The sequence below is a fragment of the Streptomyces boetiae genome, from assembly GCF_031845405.1.
GTDB classification, from domain to species: Bacteria; Actinomycetota; Actinomycetes; order Streptomycetales; family Streptomycetaceae; genus Streptomyces; species Streptomyces boetiae.
In genome coordinates this window covers 1-18266 of record NZ_JAVREN010000064.1, presented here as the reverse complement: position 1 = coordinate 18266, position 18266 = coordinate 1, and the positions used below count along the sequence as shown (strand labels likewise).

At 70.3% G+C, this 18266-nt stretch carries 15 protein-coding genes; 6 read left to right on the top strand and 9 right to left on the bottom strand.

What is annotated here, in order from left to right; translation table 11 throughout:
- Window positions 1-15 precede the first annotated feature (15 nt).
- Together RM780_RS25640 and RM780_RS25635 are read left to right on the top strand one after the other, a co-directional pair.
- Window positions 16-2613 carry a type I restriction-modification system subunit M gene (locus tag RM780_RS25640; protein ID WP_311633277.1) on the top strand — a complete coding sequence of 866 codons (2598 nt, stop codon included), beginning with the start codon at window positions 16-18 and terminating at the stop codon, window positions 2611-2613.
- Window positions 2603-3784, top strand: a complete 1182-nt coding sequence (locus RM780_RS25635) for a restriction endonuclease subunit S (RefSeq protein WP_311633276.1) — start codon at window positions 2603-2605, stop codon at window positions 3782-3784. Before RM780_RS25640 ends, RM780_RS25635 begins: the two co-directional genes overlap by 11 nt.
- Before the next feature lie 17 nt (window positions 3785-3801).
- Here the strand turns inward: RM780_RS25635 and RM780_RS25630 are convergent, their stop codons facing one another.
- Both RM780_RS25630 and RM780_RS25625 read right to left on the bottom strand, forming a co-directional pair.
- Complete coding sequence (locus RM780_RS25630; protein WP_311633275.1) at window positions 3802-4023, bottom strand: DUF397 domain-containing protein; 222 nt, start codon at window positions 4021-4023, stop codon at window positions 3802-3804.
- Window positions 4016-4810, bottom strand: coding sequence for a helix-turn-helix domain-containing protein (locus RM780_RS25625; RefSeq protein WP_311633274.1), 795 nt, complete (start codon window positions 4808-4810; stop codon window positions 4016-4018). Before RM780_RS25625 ends, RM780_RS25630 begins: the two co-directional genes overlap by 8 nt.
- A 174-nt stretch (window positions 4811-4984) precedes the next feature.
- On the opposite strand from RM780_RS25625, the gene RM780_RS25620 reads away from it, so the two are divergent.
- The 3 genes from RM780_RS25620 (at window position 4985) to RM780_RS25610 (ending at window position 9775) form a co-directional block, all read left to right on the top strand.
- Entirely contained in the window at window positions 4985-5314 is a 330-nt protein-coding gene (locus RM780_RS25620; protein WP_311633273.1) for a hypothetical protein, read from the top strand.
- An 80-nt stretch (window positions 5315-5394) separates the two neighbouring features.
- Window positions 5395-8973 carry a type I restriction endonuclease subunit R gene (locus RM780_RS25615; protein WP_311633272.1) on the top strand — a complete coding sequence of 1193 codons (3579 nt, stop codon included), beginning with the start codon at window positions 5395-5397 and terminating at the stop codon, window positions 8971-8973.
- Between the two features lie 7 nt (window positions 8974-8980).
- Window positions 8981-9775, top strand: coding sequence for a M48 family metallopeptidase (locus RM780_RS25610; RefSeq protein ID WP_311633271.1), 795 nt, complete (start codon window positions 8981-8983; stop codon window positions 9773-9775).
- A 56-nt stretch (window positions 9776-9831) separates the two neighbouring features.
- On the opposite strand, the gene RM780_RS25605 is transcribed toward RM780_RS25610, so the two are convergent.
- The 3 genes from RM780_RS25605 to RM780_RS25595 all read right to left on the bottom strand — a co-directional run bounded on the left by RM780_RS25605 (window position 9832) and on the right by RM780_RS25595 (window position 12742).
- Complete coding sequence (locus RM780_RS25605) at window positions 9832-10302, bottom strand: hypothetical protein (protein ID WP_311633270.1); 471 nt, start codon at window positions 10300-10302, stop codon at window positions 9832-9834.
- An 80-nt stretch (window positions 10303-10382) separates the two neighbouring features.
- Window positions 10383-12353 carry an alpha/beta hydrolase gene (locus RM780_RS25600; RefSeq protein ID WP_311633269.1) on the bottom strand — a complete coding sequence of 657 codons (1971 nt, stop codon included), beginning with the start codon at window positions 12351-12353 and terminating at the stop codon, window positions 10383-10385.
- Window positions 12353-12742 (bottom strand): type VII secretion target, encoded by a 390-nt coding sequence (locus RM780_RS25595; protein WP_311633268.1) that lies wholly within the window; start codon window positions 12740-12742, stop codon window positions 12353-12355. Before RM780_RS25595 ends, RM780_RS25600 begins: the two co-directional genes overlap by 1 nt.
- 258 nt (window positions 12743-13000) lie before the next feature.
- Between RM780_RS25595 and RM780_RS25590 the strand changes: the two genes are divergently transcribed.
- Window positions 13001-13369, top strand: coding sequence for a hypothetical protein (locus RM780_RS25590; protein WP_311633267.1), 369 nt, complete (start codon window positions 13001-13003; stop codon window positions 13367-13369).
- Window positions 13370-13434: 65 nt separating this feature from the next.
- Here the strand turns inward: RM780_RS25590 and RM780_RS25585 are convergent, their stop codons facing one another.
- From RM780_RS25585 to RM780_RS25570, 4 genes are all read right to left on the bottom strand, one after another.
- A complete protein-coding gene (locus tag RM780_RS25585) occupies window positions 13435-14412 on the bottom strand; it encodes a ribose-phosphate diphosphokinase (RefSeq protein ID WP_311633266.1) in 978 nt (325 codons plus the stop codon).
- A gap of 99 nt (window positions 14413-14511) precedes the next feature.
- Window positions 14512-15972 carry a bifunctional UDP-N-acetylglucosamine diphosphorylase/glucosamine-1-phosphate N-acetyltransferase GlmU gene (gene glmU / locus RM780_RS25580; RefSeq protein WP_311633265.1) on the bottom strand — a complete coding sequence of 487 codons (1461 nt, stop codon included), beginning with the start codon at window positions 15970-15972 and terminating at the stop codon, window positions 14512-14514.
- 64 nt (window positions 15973-16036) lie between these two features.
- Entirely contained in the window at window positions 16037-16918 is an 882-nt protein-coding gene (locus RM780_RS25575; protein WP_311633264.1) for a coiled-coil domain-containing protein, read from the bottom strand.
- A gap of 117 nt (window positions 16919-17035) precedes the next feature.
- A partial coding sequence (locus RM780_RS25570; RefSeq protein ID WP_311633263.1) for an SUKH-4 family immunity protein occupies window positions 17036-18266 on the bottom strand: 1231 nt, incomplete at its 5' end.

Below are 18266 nucleotides of genomic sequence, written 5' to 3'. Positions count from 1 at the left end.
TCGTAGGGAGTACACGTGGCCAAGCTCACGCTCGCGCAGTTGGAGAGGCATCTCTTTGCGGCGGCGGACATCCTCCGGGGCTCGATGGACGCCGCCGAGTACAAGGACTACATCTTTGGCCTGCTGTTTCTGAAGCGCGCCAATGACGAGTTCGAGGCGGCTCGGGAACGGATCAGGGACGAGGCAGCCGATCTGGGCCTCTCCGGCGAGGACTTGGAGAGCTACCTGGAGGAGACGGCCGAGTACAGTCGGCAGGGCGTGCTGTTCGTCCCCGACGCGGCTCGGTGGAAGCACATCGCCTCTGAGCCGCAGAACATCGGCGATGGCGTCCTGCGGCCCGCCCTCCGCGAGCTGGAGCATCAGAATGACAAGCTCAAGGGGCTCTTCGATCATCTGGACTTCAATCGCATCGGGGGCTCCGGCACCGCGACGGGCGCCGCGAAGCTGGCCGATCAGCGGCTCCGGCAGCTCATCGCCCACTTCGGGCGGCTTCGTCTGCGCACCGAGGACTTCGAGTTCCCCGACCTCATCGGCGCCGCCTACGAGTACCTGATCAAGCAGTTCGCCGACGACGCCGGCCGCAAGGGCGGCGAGTTCTACACCCCGCGTGCCGTGGTCCGCATGATGGTGGAACTGCTCCGCCCCCGGGCCGGGATGCGCATCTACGACCCGTGCGTCGGCTCGGGCGGCATGCTGATCCACGCCAAGGAGTTCGTGGAGGAACACGGCGGTGACGCCACGAACATGTTCTTCGCGGGCCAGGATGCCAACGGCGGCGCGTGGATCATGTCCACCATGAACATGGTGCTGCACGGCGTGCACCGCTTCGACCTGCGCACCGGCGACACCCTGAGCCATCCGGCACACCTCCCGCAGAGAGACGAGGACCGCTTCGACGGAGTGCTCAGCAACCCGCCGTTCTCCATGGACTACTCCGTGGAAGCGTTCCCACGCGCCGGTAAGCGCGCGGCCTACGGCACGACGAGCGAGCGCGGCAAGGCCGATCTGATGTTCCTCCAGCACATGCTCGCGGTGACGAAGGAGGAGAGGGAGGACGGCACCGGAGGCGCCGTCATCACGGTGATGCCGCACGGCGTGCTGTTCCGGGGCAGCGGTGAGCAGGAGATCCGCACGAACCTTCTGGACGCGGACGCCATCGAGGCGGTCATCGGCCTCGCGCCGAATCTCTTCTACGGCACGGGCATCCCGGCCTGCATCCTGGTCCTCCGGCCGCCGGGGAGAAAGGACCCGGCGCGGGCGGGCAAGGTGCTGTTCATCAACGCGGACCGCGAGTTCCATGCCGAGCGCGCGCAGAACGTGCTGCTGCCCGAGCATGCGGAGAAGATCACCTCTGCTTTCCACGGGTATGAGGAGGTGCCCGGCTTCTCCCGGATCGTCAGCCGGGCGGAGCTGCGCGAGAACGGCGACAACCTCAACATCCGGCGTTACGTGGATAACGCCCCGCCGCCGGAGCGGCAGGACGTGCGGGCCCACTTGGTGGGCGGGATGCCGCGCGCGGAGATCGAGGCGAAGAAGGCGCTGCTGGATGCGTACGGGGTGCGGGCCACCGACCTGTTCGCGGAACGGGAGCCGGCCGATCCGGACTATCTCGACTTCCTGCCCGAGGGCGAACGCCCGGATGCGGCCCGTCTCGCCGAGCTGGCCCGCCCTCGGGAGGCGGAGCTGTGGGCCGCGTTCGAGGAGTGGTGGCAGGCGGAGGCCCGTCACTTGGAGGCGGTGGCGGCGACCCCGCAGCGGCTGGCCGAGCTGACGACCGGCGAACGGAAGGCCGCCCTGATGGCGGTGCGCGGCGAGTTGCTCGCGTCCTTTACGGAACGGCTCGGGCGGGTCGGCCTGCTGGACCGCTTCGCGCTGGCGGGCGCGGTGGCCGGGTGGTGGCACGAAGCGAAGTACGAGCTGCTGACGCTGTCGGAGAACGGGTTCGCCGGGGTGCTGGACGGCTGGGTGGAGAACGTCGACACGATGCTCCGTCCCGAACAGGACCCGAGAACCAGGAAGTTGCGCAACCGTAGCGGCGCGGAGCGGCGCCAGGCGTACGCACACAAGGTGGTTGAGGCCATCGCCCCTGAGTTCCTGCGGAAGCTGGCGGAGGCAGACGCGCGGAAGGCGGATCTCGATGCGCGCTGGGCCGAGTTGAACGCGGCCCCGGAGACGACCGATGAGGACGGCGAGGACGAGGCGGTGACGGAGGACGTCGCGGCCCAGGCGGAACGGCTGGCCGAACTGGCCCGAGTGAAGCGGGAACGCACGAAGGTGGCGGCGGAGATCAAACGCTTGGAGGCGGAGTTCTGGCGCCCGTCGCCTGCGAGTGAACAGGGGACGCTGGTCGAGCACCGCCCGGGGCTGTTCGCAGCGCGGGAGCGGTTGCGGGAGAGTCCGGATGAGGAGCGGCGCGTGGTGCTGGCGCTGTTGCGGGACGACCTGTCGAAGAAGCTCGATGGTCATGCGGCCGGTCGCCGCCGGGAATTGGCGGAGGCGTACCGGGTGTGGGAGGACAAGTATGCGGTGTCGCTCCGCGACATTCGGTCGGCCCGGGAGAAGGCGGCAGCGAGGCTGGAAGAGTTCCTCGGGGAGCTGGGCTATGCGCACTGACGACCATGTGCGCTACATCGCGCTGCGGGAGCTCGGTGACATCCGCATGGGTAAGCAGTTGTCCCCTGCCGGCAGGGAGGCGCCGGATCAGTTTCCTTACCTGCGGGTGGCTAACGTTTTTGAGGGGCGCATTGACTTCTCCGACATCAAGACGATGGGGTTCTCGCCCGCAGAACGCGAGCTGTTTGCGGTGCGGCCCGGCGACATCCTGCTGAACGAAGGGCAGGAGAATCTCCGAATGGTAGGGCGAAGCGCGATTTATCGGGGTGATCCCGGGGCTTACTGCTTCCAGAATACGCTCATCAGGTTTCGCCCGGGTCGGGAATTGCTCTCGGAGTATGCTCAAGCGATCTTTGTTCACTGGCGCAGGAGTGGCGTCTTTGCTCGTGTAGCTGAGAAGACCAGTATCTCCCACCTTGGCGGTAGCAGATTCGGTGCGCTCCCATTCCCGTATCGTTCCCTTCCTGAGCAGCGGCGGATCGTTGAGGTGATTAATGCGGTAGCCGCACAGGAGCGTTCTATCGAGGCGTCGATCGCTAAGCAATCGGCAGCGCAAAGGAGCACGCTTGAATTCCTGCTTGACAGATTTGAGTGGGATTCTACGCTGGAGGATGCGTCAACCGGTGCGATCCGCAACGGCTTTTCGCCGCCTGAGAGCGAAAACTGGACCGGCATCTACATGCTGGGTCTCGGGTGCCTTACTCCTTCTGGGTTCCAGCCGATTCAACTGAAGAATTGCCCCAGGTCGGTAGGACCCGGCCATCCAGCTCTTTTGCGAGACGGCGACCTGTTGATGAGTCGAGCGAATACCAGGGATCTAGTTGGGCAGGTAGGTATCTATCGAGATGTTGGCGGGCCCTGCATCTATCCGGATCTGATGATGAGGATCCGCCCTTCCAAAAGGTGCTCTGCCGATTTTCTCGCGACTGTGCTGACGTCCCATCGCGTCCGGCGTCGTATTCGCGATATGGCGCAAGGGACTTCGGAAAGTATGGTGAAGATTTCGAGGGCGGGCCTAATGGGTATTCCCCTGCCGCTGCCTAGCATCGAGGAGCAGATGCATTTTCTTGATCTCCTCGGCTCCTTTTCTCTTCACCTGGAAAATGAGGTCGCAGAGCTGAGAAAAACGCGAACGTTGAGACTTGGCTTGACGGATAGCCTGCTGAGTTAGGTCGTCGGGATCTCCCCTTAACGAGAGAGGTGGCCGTCCCTGGCTGCGCTGAGAAGCCCGGACCAGGCGGACACAGGGAAGACGAGTGCTGGGCCGCAGGGGTTCTTGGAGTCGCGGATAGGGACGCCCGCAGGGTGGTTGTCCAGTATTTCGACGCAACTGTCCGCCTGTTGGCTGCTGTAGGAGGATTTGCGCCAGCCCCGCAGTGCGGCGGCGTTGGGGATGATGCGTTCAGACATGGTCCTCGTAACCCTCCGCGATGGCCTTCATAAGGGCCAGCGACTCCTGCGACGGCAGCGCCTCGCCCAGGGCAAGATCGTAGACGTTCTGGAGATGTTCGACCACGGAGGGGGAGTCGTGCAGCCAGCCGAAGGCGAGTCCTTCGGTGTAAGCGCATGGTGGCTGGTCCTCGAACCACATCAGCGTCTGCATGCTCAGCAGCAACGGGTACATGCCCACACCGAACGGCAGGACGTGCGTCCTGATCCGTCCGTCTTCGGTCAACCGCACCAAGTGCCGGATCTGCTCCGCCATGACCTCCGCGCCGCCGATCGGGCGGCGCAGCACGGCCTCGTCCAGCAGGGCCCAGACCACGGGCGTCACCGGGTCGTTGAGGATCTTGCCGCGCTCCAGCCGTGCTACGAGCTGCCTGTCACGCTCCTTCTCGCCCAGCGGTGGGAAGCCTGCCCTCAGAACCGCCCGCGCGTACGCCTCCGTCTGGAGGATGCCCCGGACGAAGGAGATCGCGTACTCGCGGATCATCTCCGCCTGTTGTTCGAGGTGGCGGGCTGACTCGAAGTGGTCGGCGACCTCGCCCTCGCGGTTGGGAAGGAAGCTGCTCAGGACGTTGCCCGTGTTGAGTGCCCTGTCCAGGCGGCGGGCGTCCTCCGGGGACGGCGTGCGGCGGCCGGCCTCGATGTGGGAGATGTGGGAGCGCGTCATGATGGCGCGCCGGGCCAGCTCTTCCTGCGTCAACTCGGCCGCCTCGCGCTGGGCCTTCAGCCATTCCCCATAGGTGTTGCTCATCGTGGTGTCCCCTGCGACGAATGCCCTGTCACCTGCGTTTCTCTGGCCAGCCTAGCCCTGCTGGTCTCAGGCTGTGAGGGATCCGCTACACGACCGGAGTGGTGAAGGGGTGCGCAGAGAGCGCCCGTTGCGGATCGCCACCACCAACCAACGAGACAGACAGGGAGAGACAGCGTGTTCAGTGACAAGGGCCCCGTGCGGCTGCTGCCGTGGACCGGCGTCGACGGGCGTCCGAACTACCTCATCGGCGGCGGGAACGGCCGGGTGAGCCGTATGGCCGACGAGGCGGAGCGCACGCAGCTGGCCATGGCCGCCGATCTGCTGGAGCACGTCGAGGATCTGCGGAAGGACGGCGGGGACGGCGAAGAAGGGGCGGTCACTCCCGAGCAACTGGCGTTCGTCAACGCCTGCCTGGAAGGTTCCCTCCGCGACGTCTGCCGCATCGCAGAGAGCCGGGGCCGCCGGCTCGCCGACCTGGCGGGGGCACACGACACCACCGCGTGAGGGACCGAAGACCCTCGCGTTCCCCGCGCCCCCGCCCCAGAATGGAGCACCTGAGCGCACAGGGGTGAGGGGCAGGGGACGTGGTGGTCCAGGTCGAGAGGGACGAGGTCGAGCGGCCGGTCGTCGCGCAGTTGGTCGCGATGGGGTGGACGCACCAGCCGGGGCGGGAGGTCGGCACGCTGGATGCCGCAACGCCTCTGCTCACCGAGCGCCTCGACCCGGCCTTGCGGCGCATCAATCCCTGGATGGACGATGCCGACGTGCGGAGGGCCGTCGCCGAGCTGGCGAACGTCCCCCTCGGACGGGGCATCGCCGACGCGAACTCGAAGACCACCGACCTGCTGCTCAGCGGTGCCGTCCTCACCGGCCCGTCCGCCGCGCACGGCGGTGCGTCGGCCACCGTTCAGTACGTCGAATGGGACGAGGAGCAGGCCCTGGCGGTCAACGACTTCACCGTCGTCGACCAGCTACGGGTGCGGAATCGCGCGGACAAGGTGTCGATACTCGACCTGGTGCTGTTCGTCAACGGCATCCCGCTGGCCGTCGTCGAGTGCAAGAGCCCGGACCTCCCCGACCCCCTGTACAGTGCGGTCTCCGACCTGCGGCACTACGCCGGGGACCCGCTGCCCGAGGAGGAGCCCGACCCGGAACGGGCGGCGGCCGGCGTTCCGGAGCTGTTCCGGACCGTGCAGCTGCTTGTGGCCGCCACCGCGGAGACGGCCTACCTCGGCACGGTCACCTCCGGCCCCGAGCACTACCACCCCTGGCGCAGCATCGAGCCGGAGACCGAGGCGACGCTCCGCGCCGGGCTGCGGCCCGGGGTCACCCGGCTCAACGAGCGGCACAAGCTGGTCGGGGTCGTGCTCCGCCCTCGCGCCCTGCTCACCATCGTCCGGCACTACGTCATCGAGCTGCCCGTCGAGACCGCGTCCGGCCGCGCCCGCACGGTCAAGGCCGTCGCCCGGCACCAGCAGTACCGGGCGGCCGAGAAGGCGCTCCGCCGGCTGATCGACGGCCGCAGGCGCGGCGAGGGCGTTGCCGAGGACGAGCGGGGCGGAGTCATCTGGCACACCCAGGGCTCCGGCAAGAGCCTGACCATGACGTTCCTCGTCCGCCGCATCCATCAGCACCGTGAGCTCAGCCAGTTCACGGTCGTCATCGTCACTGACCGGACGCAGTTGCAGCGGCAGCTCTACGCGACCCTGAAGCTGAGCGAGTCAGAGGTGGTGACGGCGGAGAAGCGCGCCCAGTTGGAGGGTCTGCTGCGCGACGGAGGCCGGCGGGTCGTCTTCGCGATGATCCAGAAGTACGGGGCCGGAGTCACCTTCGCGGGCGAGGCCGAGGGCGACGCGGACGACCGGGACCTCGCGGGGGAGTACGGGGAGGCTGAAAAGGCCAGGAAGCGGAAGGGCCGGAAGGACGGGTCCGGCGGGGACGGGGGCGAGGGCCGCGGCGCCCCCACGCCGGCGTTCCCCGAGTGCAACACCTCGCCGGAGATCCTCGTGCTGGTGGACGAGGCCCACCGGTCGCACACGGGGCAGTTGCACGGCGCGCTGCGCCAGGCCGTTCCCAACGCCGCCAAGATCGGATTCACCGGCACGCCGATCATGACGGGGGAGGCGCAGGACACCCGCCGGATCTTCGGCGGCGGCCCGCGCGGGGCGTTCATCGACCTCTACCGGATGCAGGAGGCCGAGCGCGACGGCGTGGTGGTCCGCATCCGGTACGAGGGGCGCACCGGCGAGGGCAAGGTCTTCGACCGGGACGGCCTGGACCGCCGCTTCGAGGACCTGGTGCGGGACCGCACGGAGGAGGAGAGGCAGGCCCTGCTGCGGCGCTGGCCGACCGAACGGGACGTCGCCGAGTCGGAGCCGATGATCCGGGCCAAGGCCGAGGACATCCTGGAGCACTGGATCACTACGGTGCTGCCGGGCGGATTCAAGGCGCAGGTCGCGGCCGTCAGCAGGCGGGCGGCCGTCCGCTACCGCGACGCCCTGCTCCGTGCCCGGGACCACCTGCTCGTGGAGCTGGCGGCGTTCGACCCCGGGTCGGTGGCCGGGACGCCGCTGGAGGAGCTGCCCCGGCGGCAGCGCTTTCTCTACCAGGCGTACCAGTACCGGGCGCTGCTGCGCCGCATCGAGTTCGTTCCGGTCATCTCCCAGACGCGGGAGGACGGCAAGGGGCGCCGCTGGCGGTACTGGACCGACAAGGAACGGCAGGAGGCGTACATCGAGCGCTTCCACGAGTCCTTTCCGCATCTGGAATACGAGACGGAGTGGGGGGCAGCCGGCCCTCCGCCGGAGGACCCGGCAGCAGGGCAGGCGGGCGGCCCGGACGCTGCCGGCTACCCGTGGTCGGAGGTGCCGGACGGGGGCGCGGCGGGGGACGGGGGCACGGCCGACGCCGCTCCCGTGCACCCGGACAGCCCCATCGCGTTCCTGATCGTGAAGTCGATGCTGCTGACCGGGTTCGACGCGCCGCGCGAGCAGGTCCTCTACCTGGACCGGCCGATCCGGGACGCGGAGCTGCTCCAGGCCGTCGCCCGCGTCAACCGGCCGATGCCCGGCAAGCACGTCGGCTACGTGGTCGACTACTACGGCGTCTTCGAGCATCTGTCGGAGGCGCTGGCCGAGTACGCCCAGGACGACATCGACGACACGATGCGCGGCATCGCGGACGAGGTGGAGACCCTGGCGCCGGCCGCAGAGGCGGTGCGCGGCTTCCTGCGCGGCCACGGGATCACGGACGTGGATCTGGACGACCTGTCCCGGCTCGGTGAGTCGGCGCTGGCGTTCGCCGACGACCCGGCGGCGCGGGCCGCGTTCGACGACGTGCTGCACGCCTTCCTCGACGCGCTGGAACGGGTCCTGCCGCACGAGAGCGCCCTGAACCACCTCGCCGAGGCCCGGCGTTGGAGCCTGCTCCAGAAGCGCGTGCGCCACCTGCTGCGCGACGCGGCGGGCGGGGCGTTCACCATGCGCCGGTACGGCCGGAAGGTTCGGGAGCTGATCCGGGACCACTTGGAGGCGCCGGAGATCGAGCAGGTCATCGCGCCCGTCTCGCTGACCTCGGTGGATTTCGACCGGCGGGTGCGGGCCATGCCGCCGCGCGAGGCCGCCGCCGAGATGGAGCACGCCATCCGGTACCACCTGGAGGAACGCGTCAGGCGGGAGGACCCGGAGCGGTACGCGCGGCTCTCGGAGCGGCTGGAGGAGATCCTGCGCGAGATGCCGGGCCGGTTCGAGGAACAGGCGCAGGCGATGGCCTCGGTGATCCGGGGGCTGCGGCAGGAGCAGGAGGACGAGGCGAACCCGCTGCTCGCGGGGCTCACGCCGCTGGAACGGCGGCTGTACCGGCTGCTGGAGAGCCGTCTCGACGAGGCGCCGGACGTGCGGCGCCCGGCTGGGCCCGAGGGGCTGTGCCCGCTGGTGAAACGGGTGTGCCAGGTGGCGGCGGAGGACATGCGCAAGACCTCGTACCAGGGGGAGAGCCAGGATCTCAACGACGTGGCCGGCACGATCCAGAGCGAGCTGATGCGGGGCGGCCTCAGGCCAGGGCCCGGGGCCGGCTGGGCGCCGGTGCGGAACATCGCGCAGCGGCTGGCGACCTTCGCCAACGACAACCGGCGGGCGTTCCTCCAGTGGGGGCGGGGGGAGTAGGCCCGCGATGTCCACGCTGCCCGGCTCCTCGCTCCCGCTTCTTGACGGCGGTCCGCTCACCGTGGACGGCCTGGAGGTGCGGGTGCGGATCAGCGCCCGCCGGCGGCGCTTCGCGCTGACGGTGGAGTCCGACGCGACGGCGACGCTGCACGTCCCCGCCGGGCGGCCCGCGACGGAGGCCGAGGCGTTCGTCCGCGCGCACCGGACCTGGCTCGCGAGCAGGCAGGCCGCCCGGGAGCGGACGCGTCCGCTGAACCCTCCCAAGCAGCTCCTGGACGGCGAGGTCTTCCGCTATCTCGGACGCACCTGCCGCCTCTCCGTGGTGACGGACGAGCGCCGGACGCACCGCGTCCGGCTCGTCGCCGGACGGTTGGTCATGAGCCGGGAGCTGGCCGGAGATCCGGTGCGCGGGCGGGCGGCGTTGACGGAGTGGTACTGCCGGGTGGGGCGGGCGTGGGCAGCCGGGCGTTTGCAGCCCTGGGCGGCACGGATGGAAGTGGCCGAGCCGGCGCTGGACGTCCGCGATCTCGGCGGGCGCTGGGGGACGTACGAGCCGGGGACCGGGGACGGGAGACCGGGCGTGATGCGTCTGGGCTGGCAGCTGTTCCAGCTCCCGATGCACGTGATCGACTACGTCATCGCGCACGAGCTCGCGCACGTGCGGATTCCTGGGCACGGACAGGATTTCTGGCGTTTGCTCGGCTCCGCCCTGCCGGAGTATGACGAACGGCGCTCGGAGCTTGCCGAACTCGGGCGGCGGCTGTGGATGGGCGAGGTAGGCCATCCCGCTGCTGGGGGCTGAGCACTGCGCGCCCTGGCGCCCTCGGCGGTGCTCTGGGCCGCGGGCCAGTCTGCAGCTCAGTACTCGCCCTCCCGCGTTTCTCCCTCCGGGGTACGGAAGCATGCCGACTGCGCTGTGATCACCAACTGGGGCCGGTTCCCCTCGCGATGGGTCAGCCTGACATCGAGGGCGTATTCCGTCTCCCTGCTCTCGAACAGCAGGCGCGGCGTCCGGTCCTGATTATTCATTTCCTCATCGACGAGAATTTCCCACCCGTCCTGGAGCAATTGCTCCCGAAGGTTGTCCCGCCCTCTCTCCAGCACCTCTACGGCAACGCCGTAGATGGTCCACGGATGCCGCATGGTGTAGAGGCTCACATCATTCGGGTCCGCCTCGCAGACGGATACTCCGGGTCCCGGCTCACTGATTTCCCCCTCAATCCCGGTGGAGTCGAGGAGGTAACTGGAGAGATCGCGAGCCTCTGATCGGGCGCGGTCGATCGACTTCGTCGTCGGCGTGTAGTCGAGCTGGCGACTCGGCTCCTGCACGTCACTGCACCCTACGCTCAGCACTAGTGCGGCTACTGCACCGACTGCGGGTTTCAGCAAGTGCTTGCATGTGAAGCTCCTCATTCCTCTTCCACCAAATCCATTTGCCCGGTGATGACTCCGGCCTGATTCGTCAAGCTCAGTGATCCCGGGTCCCAGTAGCCGCTATGGTCAGTCGAATCCGTCGCCAATATATTCGCCCCGAAGGATTCCATCGACGGAACCGCTGGAGTGTTGAAATCCAGAACGGGGAGCCCCAGGCTGGAGCGTTCCCATTCGAACCCTCCCCCGCCGAGAAAGCCTGCGCCGGCAAGGGGTACGATGTCGCCCACCGTGGGCCAGTCGATGGACGGCATGTTGAGATCCGGAACCGGCATGCCAAAGACCTCCACCCACTCGGATTCACTTTCGATGGGAAGCGAGGGGTCGGCCATTATGGGTGCTGCCATCGACCAGACATGGTCGCTGCCGACACCGAGTTCTTCAGCGTGCTCGACCAGCATGCCCGGACTTCCTGCGACGATGATGTCATCGGCGATCGAGCCGCCACTTTCCTGAGTGGCCGCGCCGATGACTGTGCTTCCGTAACTGTGTCCGACCAATGTGGTGTGGCTGGACTCGGGTCCGCCCTGCGCGGCCTCGAGCCCCTCGGCGAAGCCTCGCAGGAGTGGGGCCGCGTCTCTGGCGTACGATTCCTGGGCTGCATCCGGGATCAGGAGATCCCCACCGCTGAACGGGATCGCGTTATCAGGGGCTTCGTAGCCAACCCAGGCAATGGTCGAGACGTTCTCCCCTGGAGCGGCTGCAGCTGATTCTCGCCACAGGTCGTTCACCCGTCGAATTTCCGTATCTGCGGAAGTGGCTAATCCCGCGCCCGTCCCCGGGACGTATACAGCCGTGTGATCTGCGGTATCTGGGTTTCCGTTGGCCAGGATGAAACGCCCTTCCTGGCCGTCTAGCCCGATTCCCAGAAGGTAGGCTTCCGGGAGACCGTTGACTGCATCGGCGTTATCGAGTCTTGCCTGCACAGTCTGCAGGCCATTCAGCTGGGCATTCAATCTCTCTGCTTCGGCCAGGCGATCTGCAGTCCTCGGGTTCAAGAAGTCACTGAACTCCAGGTCGTGGCCATCGATGCCGAGATCAGAAAGTTCGCCGATCACCCGGGCACGTTCGTCCGACACGCGAGCCAGTTCGGTGCGCAGGACGGCGCGGTTGGCCTGGTCGCGGGCCTCGGACGGGAGGCCGTCGAGGGCGCCGATCTCGGCGGGGAAGAGGGCGATCATGGAGACTTGTTCCTCGCGGCTGAGGCTGTCCCACCACTCCCGGTTCTGCGCGGGGCTGTCGTCCTGCGGGATCAGCGAGTCTGCCTCGGCTCCCGTTGCGTCGGCGACGGCCCCGGCGTCGGACTGGGCGTCGGCCCAGTCCCTGTCGTCCACCCGCAGGGTGGCATGGGTGTCCAGTTCCTGGAGGGCGGCCTCTATCTCCTCGTCGGTTTCCTGCGCTTGGCGCAGGACGCGCCCGATCCGGTTGGCGAGGATCTGTGCCGCCTGGGCGTGCGGCCCGTCGCCGCTGATCAGCGTTCCCGCGAAGTAGTCGGGCAGCGGGGACGGGTGGGCGGTGCCGGCCGCATACGAGGTCTGCTCCTGCGGGGGGAGCAACGGGAGCGGCGGGGGGTCCTCCCCGGACGGGCCGGTGGTGGCCGGGTAGCTGACGCTCCCGTCGTCGCCGACCTCGTAGCCGGCGGCTTCGGCCTCGGCGAGGACCCTGCGCAACTCGCGCATGTGGTGGGTCATCCGGTCGGTGAGGGACTGCACCGCCGTACTCACGAGGGCGCACTGCTGGCGGGCGTACTCGCAGTTCTCGGCGATCAGATGGAGACTGGCCGTGGCGGTCTCGACCGTGTTGCCCCGGCCGCCGGTGAGTTCGGGCAGCATCGATTGGCTGATCAGGTCGCGGGTCTCCTCGGCGTCACGGCCGGCCCGGCTCCACGCCGTTGCGACGCCGTTCATCCAGTCCACGGGAACGTCCTGGAGCTGCGAGACGGTGAGCATCAGCCCTGGTCACCCTCCTGCGTGGGCTCCAGCGCGGCCAGCGATCCGCGGGCGTCCTCCTCGGCTCCCGTCAGCATCCCGGCCGCGGCGCCCAGCCCCTGGCCCAAGGTGACGCATTCCTGGCGCATCAGGCTCAGCCGGGCATCCCAGCTCGTGGCGACCCGCTCCAGCCGGTGAAGGGAGCCCAGCGAGGCGCTGGTCGCCACGCCCCCCACGCCATCGCCCCGCACTGCGGCGAGCGCATCGTCCAGGGCCTCGACCAGGCTCTCGCTCCTGCGGGCGAGCCGCTCCAGCACCTGCGTGTCCACGTCCAGGTCCGCCCAGGAGGCGCTGCCACCGCCCCCGCCCTCCGGCGAGTTCAGGCGCGTCCGGACCCCTGCATCCTCCATCGTGCCCCCCAGCCCGTTGAATAACGCCGTCGGGACAGGCTAGCAACGCGCCGTGAGGGCAGGCATGAGTACTTCTACTCATGCGCGGGAGCGGCGGCTGCGATGAACGGCGGCCATCCGCCGCGGCGTGCTGGAAGCCGGGCATCGGGAGGAGGCCGTTCCGCCCGCGGTGGTTGAGTACATCGGGCGGCGGCTTGAGGTTGCGAGGGGGGAGGAGTGCTCATCCGCCCGCGGCGTGACGCCAGTTGGATGAGGCCCATGAGTATCTCGCAGGAAGGATCCACCGCGCCGGCTCCGGCCGGGCCCGCCACGCAGCCGGGCCGGGTCATGGCCATCACGGCACTGGTGGCGACGCTGCCGCTGTGGTTCCTCGGCTATCTCACCCTTCTCGGCGCGGCCATGGCGACCGGCGGCGGTGACGAGAGGTACGACGAAGCATTCGAGTGCGTGGCGCCCTGGGTGTTCTGGGCGTGGGTGGTCTCGGTGGCGGGGGCCATCGTGCTGTGTGCCCTGCTTCCCGGCCGGGGCGAGGGCAGGGAGGCCGCGCGGCGCTGGGTGGCCTCCGCGCAGTTCGTGCTTCTCGTCGTGCCGACGATCGTGATGTGGAACCTTCCCTTTCCGGACTGATCCGGACTGAATGCCCCCGGGCCGCCGCGTGGGGCGGCGGCCCGGGGGTGCGTTCAGGAGGGGTCTTACGCGTTGCCCTCGAAGAGGCTGGTGACGGAGCCGTCTTCGAAGACCTCGCGGACGGCGCGGGCGATCGTGGGGGCCATGGACAGGACGGTGATCTTGTCCAGGGCGACCTGGCTGGGGGTGGGGAGGGAGTTGGTGAAGATGAACTCGCTGACGCGGGAGTTCTTCAGGCGGTCGGCGGCCGGGCCGGAGAGGACGCCGTGGGTGGCGGCCACGATGACGTCCTCGGCGCCGTTGGCGAACAGGGCGTCCGCGGCGGCGCAGATGGTGCCGCCGGTGTCGATCATGTCGTCCACCAGCACGCAGACGCGGCCGTCCACGTCGCCCACCACCTCGTGCACGGTGACCTGGTTGGCGACGTCCGGGTCGCGGCGCTTGTGGACGATGGCCAGCGGGGCGGCGAGCCGGTCGGCCCAGCGGTCGGCCACGCGGACGCGGCCCGCGTCGGGGGAGACCACCGTCAGCTTCGTGCGGTCCACGCGCGCGCCGATGTAGTCGGCCAGCAGCGGCAGCGCGAAGAGGTGGTCCACGGGGCCGTCGAAGTACCCCTGCACCTGGTCGGCGTGAAGGTCCATCGTGATGATCCGGTCGGCCCCGGCCGTGCGCAGCAGGTCCGCCATCAGCCGGGCCGAAATCGGCTCCCGGCCGCGGTGCTTCTTGTCCTGCCGCGCATATCCGTAGAAAGGAATGATCACGGAGATCGACCGCGCCGACGCGCGCTTGAGCGCGTCGAGCATGATGAGCTGCTCCATGATCCAGGTATTGATCGGCGCGGTGTGCGACTGCATCAGAAAACAGTCGGCCCCGCGCACCGACTCCTCGAAACGCACATAAATCTCGCCGTTGGCGAAGTCCCGGGCCGTCGTCGGGACCAGGGAAACGCCCAGCTCCGAGGCGACCTCCTTCGCCAGCTCGGGGTGGGCGCGGCCGGAGAAGAGCATCAGCTTCTTCTCGCCGGTCGTCTTGATCCCGGTCACAGTACGTCTCCTTGGCATCCGCGTCAGCGCTATGTCGGGCCCGCTCGGGCCCTCCTACGGTACGCCCCGCCCGGGGCAGCCGTGCACCGTCGCGGAGCCTCACCCGTCCTTGAGATCCTGCTCCGCCGCAGCTAGAGCCGCCGCGGCGGCCCGGGCCGCCGCCGACCCCGGGCGCTTGCGCGCCACCCAGTCCGGGATGTTGCGCTGCTGACCCCTGGCTACGGCGAGTGACCCCGGAGGAACGTTCCTCGTGATGACGGAGCCCGCCGCCGTGTAGGCGCCGTCCCCGACCGTGACCGGGGCCACGAACATGTTGTCCGAGCCGGTGCGGCAGTGCGACCCGATGGTGGTGTGATGTTTCGCCTCTCCGTCGTAGTTGACAAAAACGCTCGCCGCGCCAATGTTCGTGTGATCCCCGATCGTGGCGTCCCCCACATAGGAGAGGTGCGGCACCTTGGTGCCCTCGCCCAGCGAGGAGTTCTTCATCTCCACGAACGTGCCCGCCTTCGCGTGCGCCCCGAGTACCGTGCCGGGGCGCAGATACGCGTACGGGCCGGCGTTCGCGCCCGCGCCGATACGGGCGTTGTCCGCCACGGTGTGGACGACGGCCGCGCCCTCGCCGACCCAGGTGTCGCGCAGGCGGCAGCCCGGGCCCACCCGCGCGCCCGCCGACAGGTGTGTGGCGCCCAGGAGTTGGGTGCCCGGCTCGATCAGCGCGTCCGGCTCGTAGGTGACCGTCGCGTCCAGCCACGTGGAGGCCGGGTCCACCACCGTCACCCCGGCCAGCATCGCGCGCTCCAGCAGGCGGTCGTTGAGCAGGCGGCGCGCCTCGGCAAGCTGCACGCGGTTGTTGACCCCCACCAGCTCGCGGTGGTCGGGCGCGCGCTCCGCGCCGACGCGGTGCCCGTCCGCGCGCAGGATCGCCAGCACGTCCGGCAGGTACTCCTCGCCCTGGCTGTTGTCCGTGCCCACCCGGGCCAGCGCCCCGGCCAGCAGTTCCCCGTCGAAGGCGAAGACGCCCGAGTTGACCTCGCGCACGGCCCGCTGCGCCTCGTCGGCGTCCCGGTGCTCCACGATCGCCGTCACCGCGCCGTCCGGGCCGCGCAGCACGCGGCCGTAGCCGGTGGCGTCCGGCAGCTCGGCGGTCAGCACGGTCACGGCGTTGCCCTGCTTCGCGTGCGCGGCGGCCAGCGCGCGCAGCGTCTCCGGGGTCTGGAGCGGGATGTCCCCGCAGGTCACCAGCACCGTGCCGGAGACCGTGCCCCGGTCGTTCAGCTCCCGCAGGCCCGTGCGGACCGCGTGCGCGGTGCCGCGCCGCTCGGTCTGGACGGCCGTGCGCGCGCCCGGGTCGGCGGCGGCCAGGTGCGCGGTGACCTCCGGCGCGCCGTGGCCGACCACGACGACCAGCTCCTCGGGGCCCAGCTCCCGGCAGGCCGCCGCCACGTGCCCCACCAGGGAACGGCCGCAGATCTCGTGCAGCACCTTCGGCGTGGCCGACTTCATGCGGGTCCCCTCGCCCGCTGCGAGAACGATGATGGCTGCCGGGCGGATGGAGCTCACTGGGATCGCGTCCTTCGGTCCAAGGGAGTCGGGCCCTGTGAGGATACCGAGGCGGCCGGGGCGGTCAGTCCGCGTCGGGAGCCCGGCGCGGGGTGCGGCCGGTGAGCGCGGCCAGGGTGGTGCGTATGTGCGCCAGGTGCGCCCGCACCGCGTCGGCGCGGTCCTCCGTCTCGCGCAGCGCGCGCTCCGTCTCCCGCTCCACGCGCCTGCGGCGCTCCGCGGCCTGGGCCAGCAGCTCGGCGCGCCGCGCCTCGGCGGCCTCCTCGCGCGCCCGCGCGGCAGCCTCCGCGTCGGCCAGCTCGCGCCGGGCCCGCGCCAGGACGGTATCCGCCCGCGCGGTCAGCCCGGCCACGTGCGCCTCCGTCTCCGCCTCGCGCGCCGTCAGCTCCTCCTGCAACGCCCGCGCCGCGGCCGTCTGGGTCCGCCGCTGGTCCCCGGCCAGGGCCTCGCAGCGCCGCGTCACCTCGGCGGCGGCCAGCTCCGCGCCGTGCCGCAGGGCCGCCGCCTGCCGCCGCGCCTCGTCCCGCAGCCGCGCCGCGCGGGCGTCGGCCTCGGCGCGCAGGGCCGCCGCCTCGGCCTCGGCCGTGGCGCGCCGCCGGCGGGAGGCGGCGACGGCGTTCTCCCGGATCGCGCGGACCGCGGCGCCGGACGCGGCGAGCACATCCCTGGCCTCCGCCTCTGCGGACTCCCGCAGGGCGGCGGCCTCTGCCTCCACCTCGGACAGCAACTCCATGGCGCGGCCTCCCAGCTCGCGGAAGTCCGGCGGGGGCAGGGCGGCGGCGCGCGCCGCCAGCTCCCGCGAACGGTGGGCCAGCTCGGCGGCGCGGGCGGCCAGGTCGGCCTCGCGGCGCCGGGCCGTCTCCCGCTCCCGGGAGAGGTCGGCAAGCACCCGGTCCACCTGGGCGGGGCGGTAGCCCCGGCCGCGCGCCGTGCCGAAACCCGTCATACCTATGAGGGTTTCCTGCGACGCCCGCCTTCAACGCCACGGGCCCCCGCGAATTGCCGCCGGTCCGGTTACCGCCACCGCCGGCCGCGGGGCCGGCGGCGGAGGACTAGCGGAGGACTACAGGAGGCCGTCCCACATCTGTTCGATGAGGACGGACCACCAGGACTCGGGGTCGGTGACCGCGGAGGGGTCGACGGAGGCGAGCTGGGCCTGGAAGTCGGTGGTCCAGCGGCCGGCCTGTTCGGAGTTGAGGCCGAGGCGCAGGCGCCACATCCGGCCCAGGACGGCCATGGACCGCACGAACTGCGGCAGGGAGGCGTTGACGAACTGCGGCTGGCCGGACTCCAGCGGGACGGCGACCACCGCGGCCGTTCCGTACTGGACGCAGAGCTGGCGGCCGAAGTCCGTGCCGATCACCAGGTAGGACCCGGCGTCCGGCGCCGGGTGGACGCCGCGCTCCACGGCCAGCTCCGCGAGCGTGGGGATCGGGCGCCCCTGCTGGGCCTGGGCCCAGAAGAACGGGGCGATCTCCAGCGGCAGCCCGGACCACACCAGGGTCTGGGCCACGACCTCGGGAACGCCCTGCCGTGCCGCCGCCTGCGGGGTGTACCGGAAGACGGCCTGGGGCCCGAACGCGTGGGCCAGCTCCTGCCCGATCGCCTCCAGCGGCAGCGCCGGGTCGGGCTGCTGCCGCGGCAGCGGGGCGCGCACGGGGGCCGAGCGCGCCGGGCCGTCCGCGAACTGCTGGAGCTCGTCCTGGTGCTCCACCAGGTGCCTCACGCCCGCCTGCCGGGAGGCCAGGTCGCGGCCGTAGGCGGCGGTGTGGGTGATCCGCACCTGCGGCCACGTCTCGCGGATCATCCGCGCGCAGTAGCCGCCGGGCAGCTCGCAGGACTGGAGCTCGGTGTGCAGTTCGAGGACCTGCTGCGGCGGGACGTTCATCCCGCGCAGCTCGTGCAGCAGCTGCCACTCCGGGTGCGGCATGCCGGGCGCCGAGCGGCGGATCAGCTGCTGCTCGGAGCCGTCCGGCGCGCGGTACCGCAGGACGGCCATGTACCCCGAGCCGACGGCAGGGCGGCCGGGCGGGTAGCCGTACCCGCCGCCGCCGGGCGGCAGGCCGGGAACGCCCACCAGGCTGGCCGGGGCGGGCCCGGGCACGCGCGGACCGGCGGGGGGTGGCGCGACGCCGGCCGGGGTGCCGGGGGTGCCGGGCGGGGCCGGGGGGCCGCCGGGCGAGCGCAGGGACTTGACGATCTCCGGGTCAACGGTCTGCGTCGGCACGTACGCCCCCGCGGGGGCCGCGCCGGGGCGAGGCGTGGGCGCGGGCGGGCGCGGGGTGTGCGGGCCG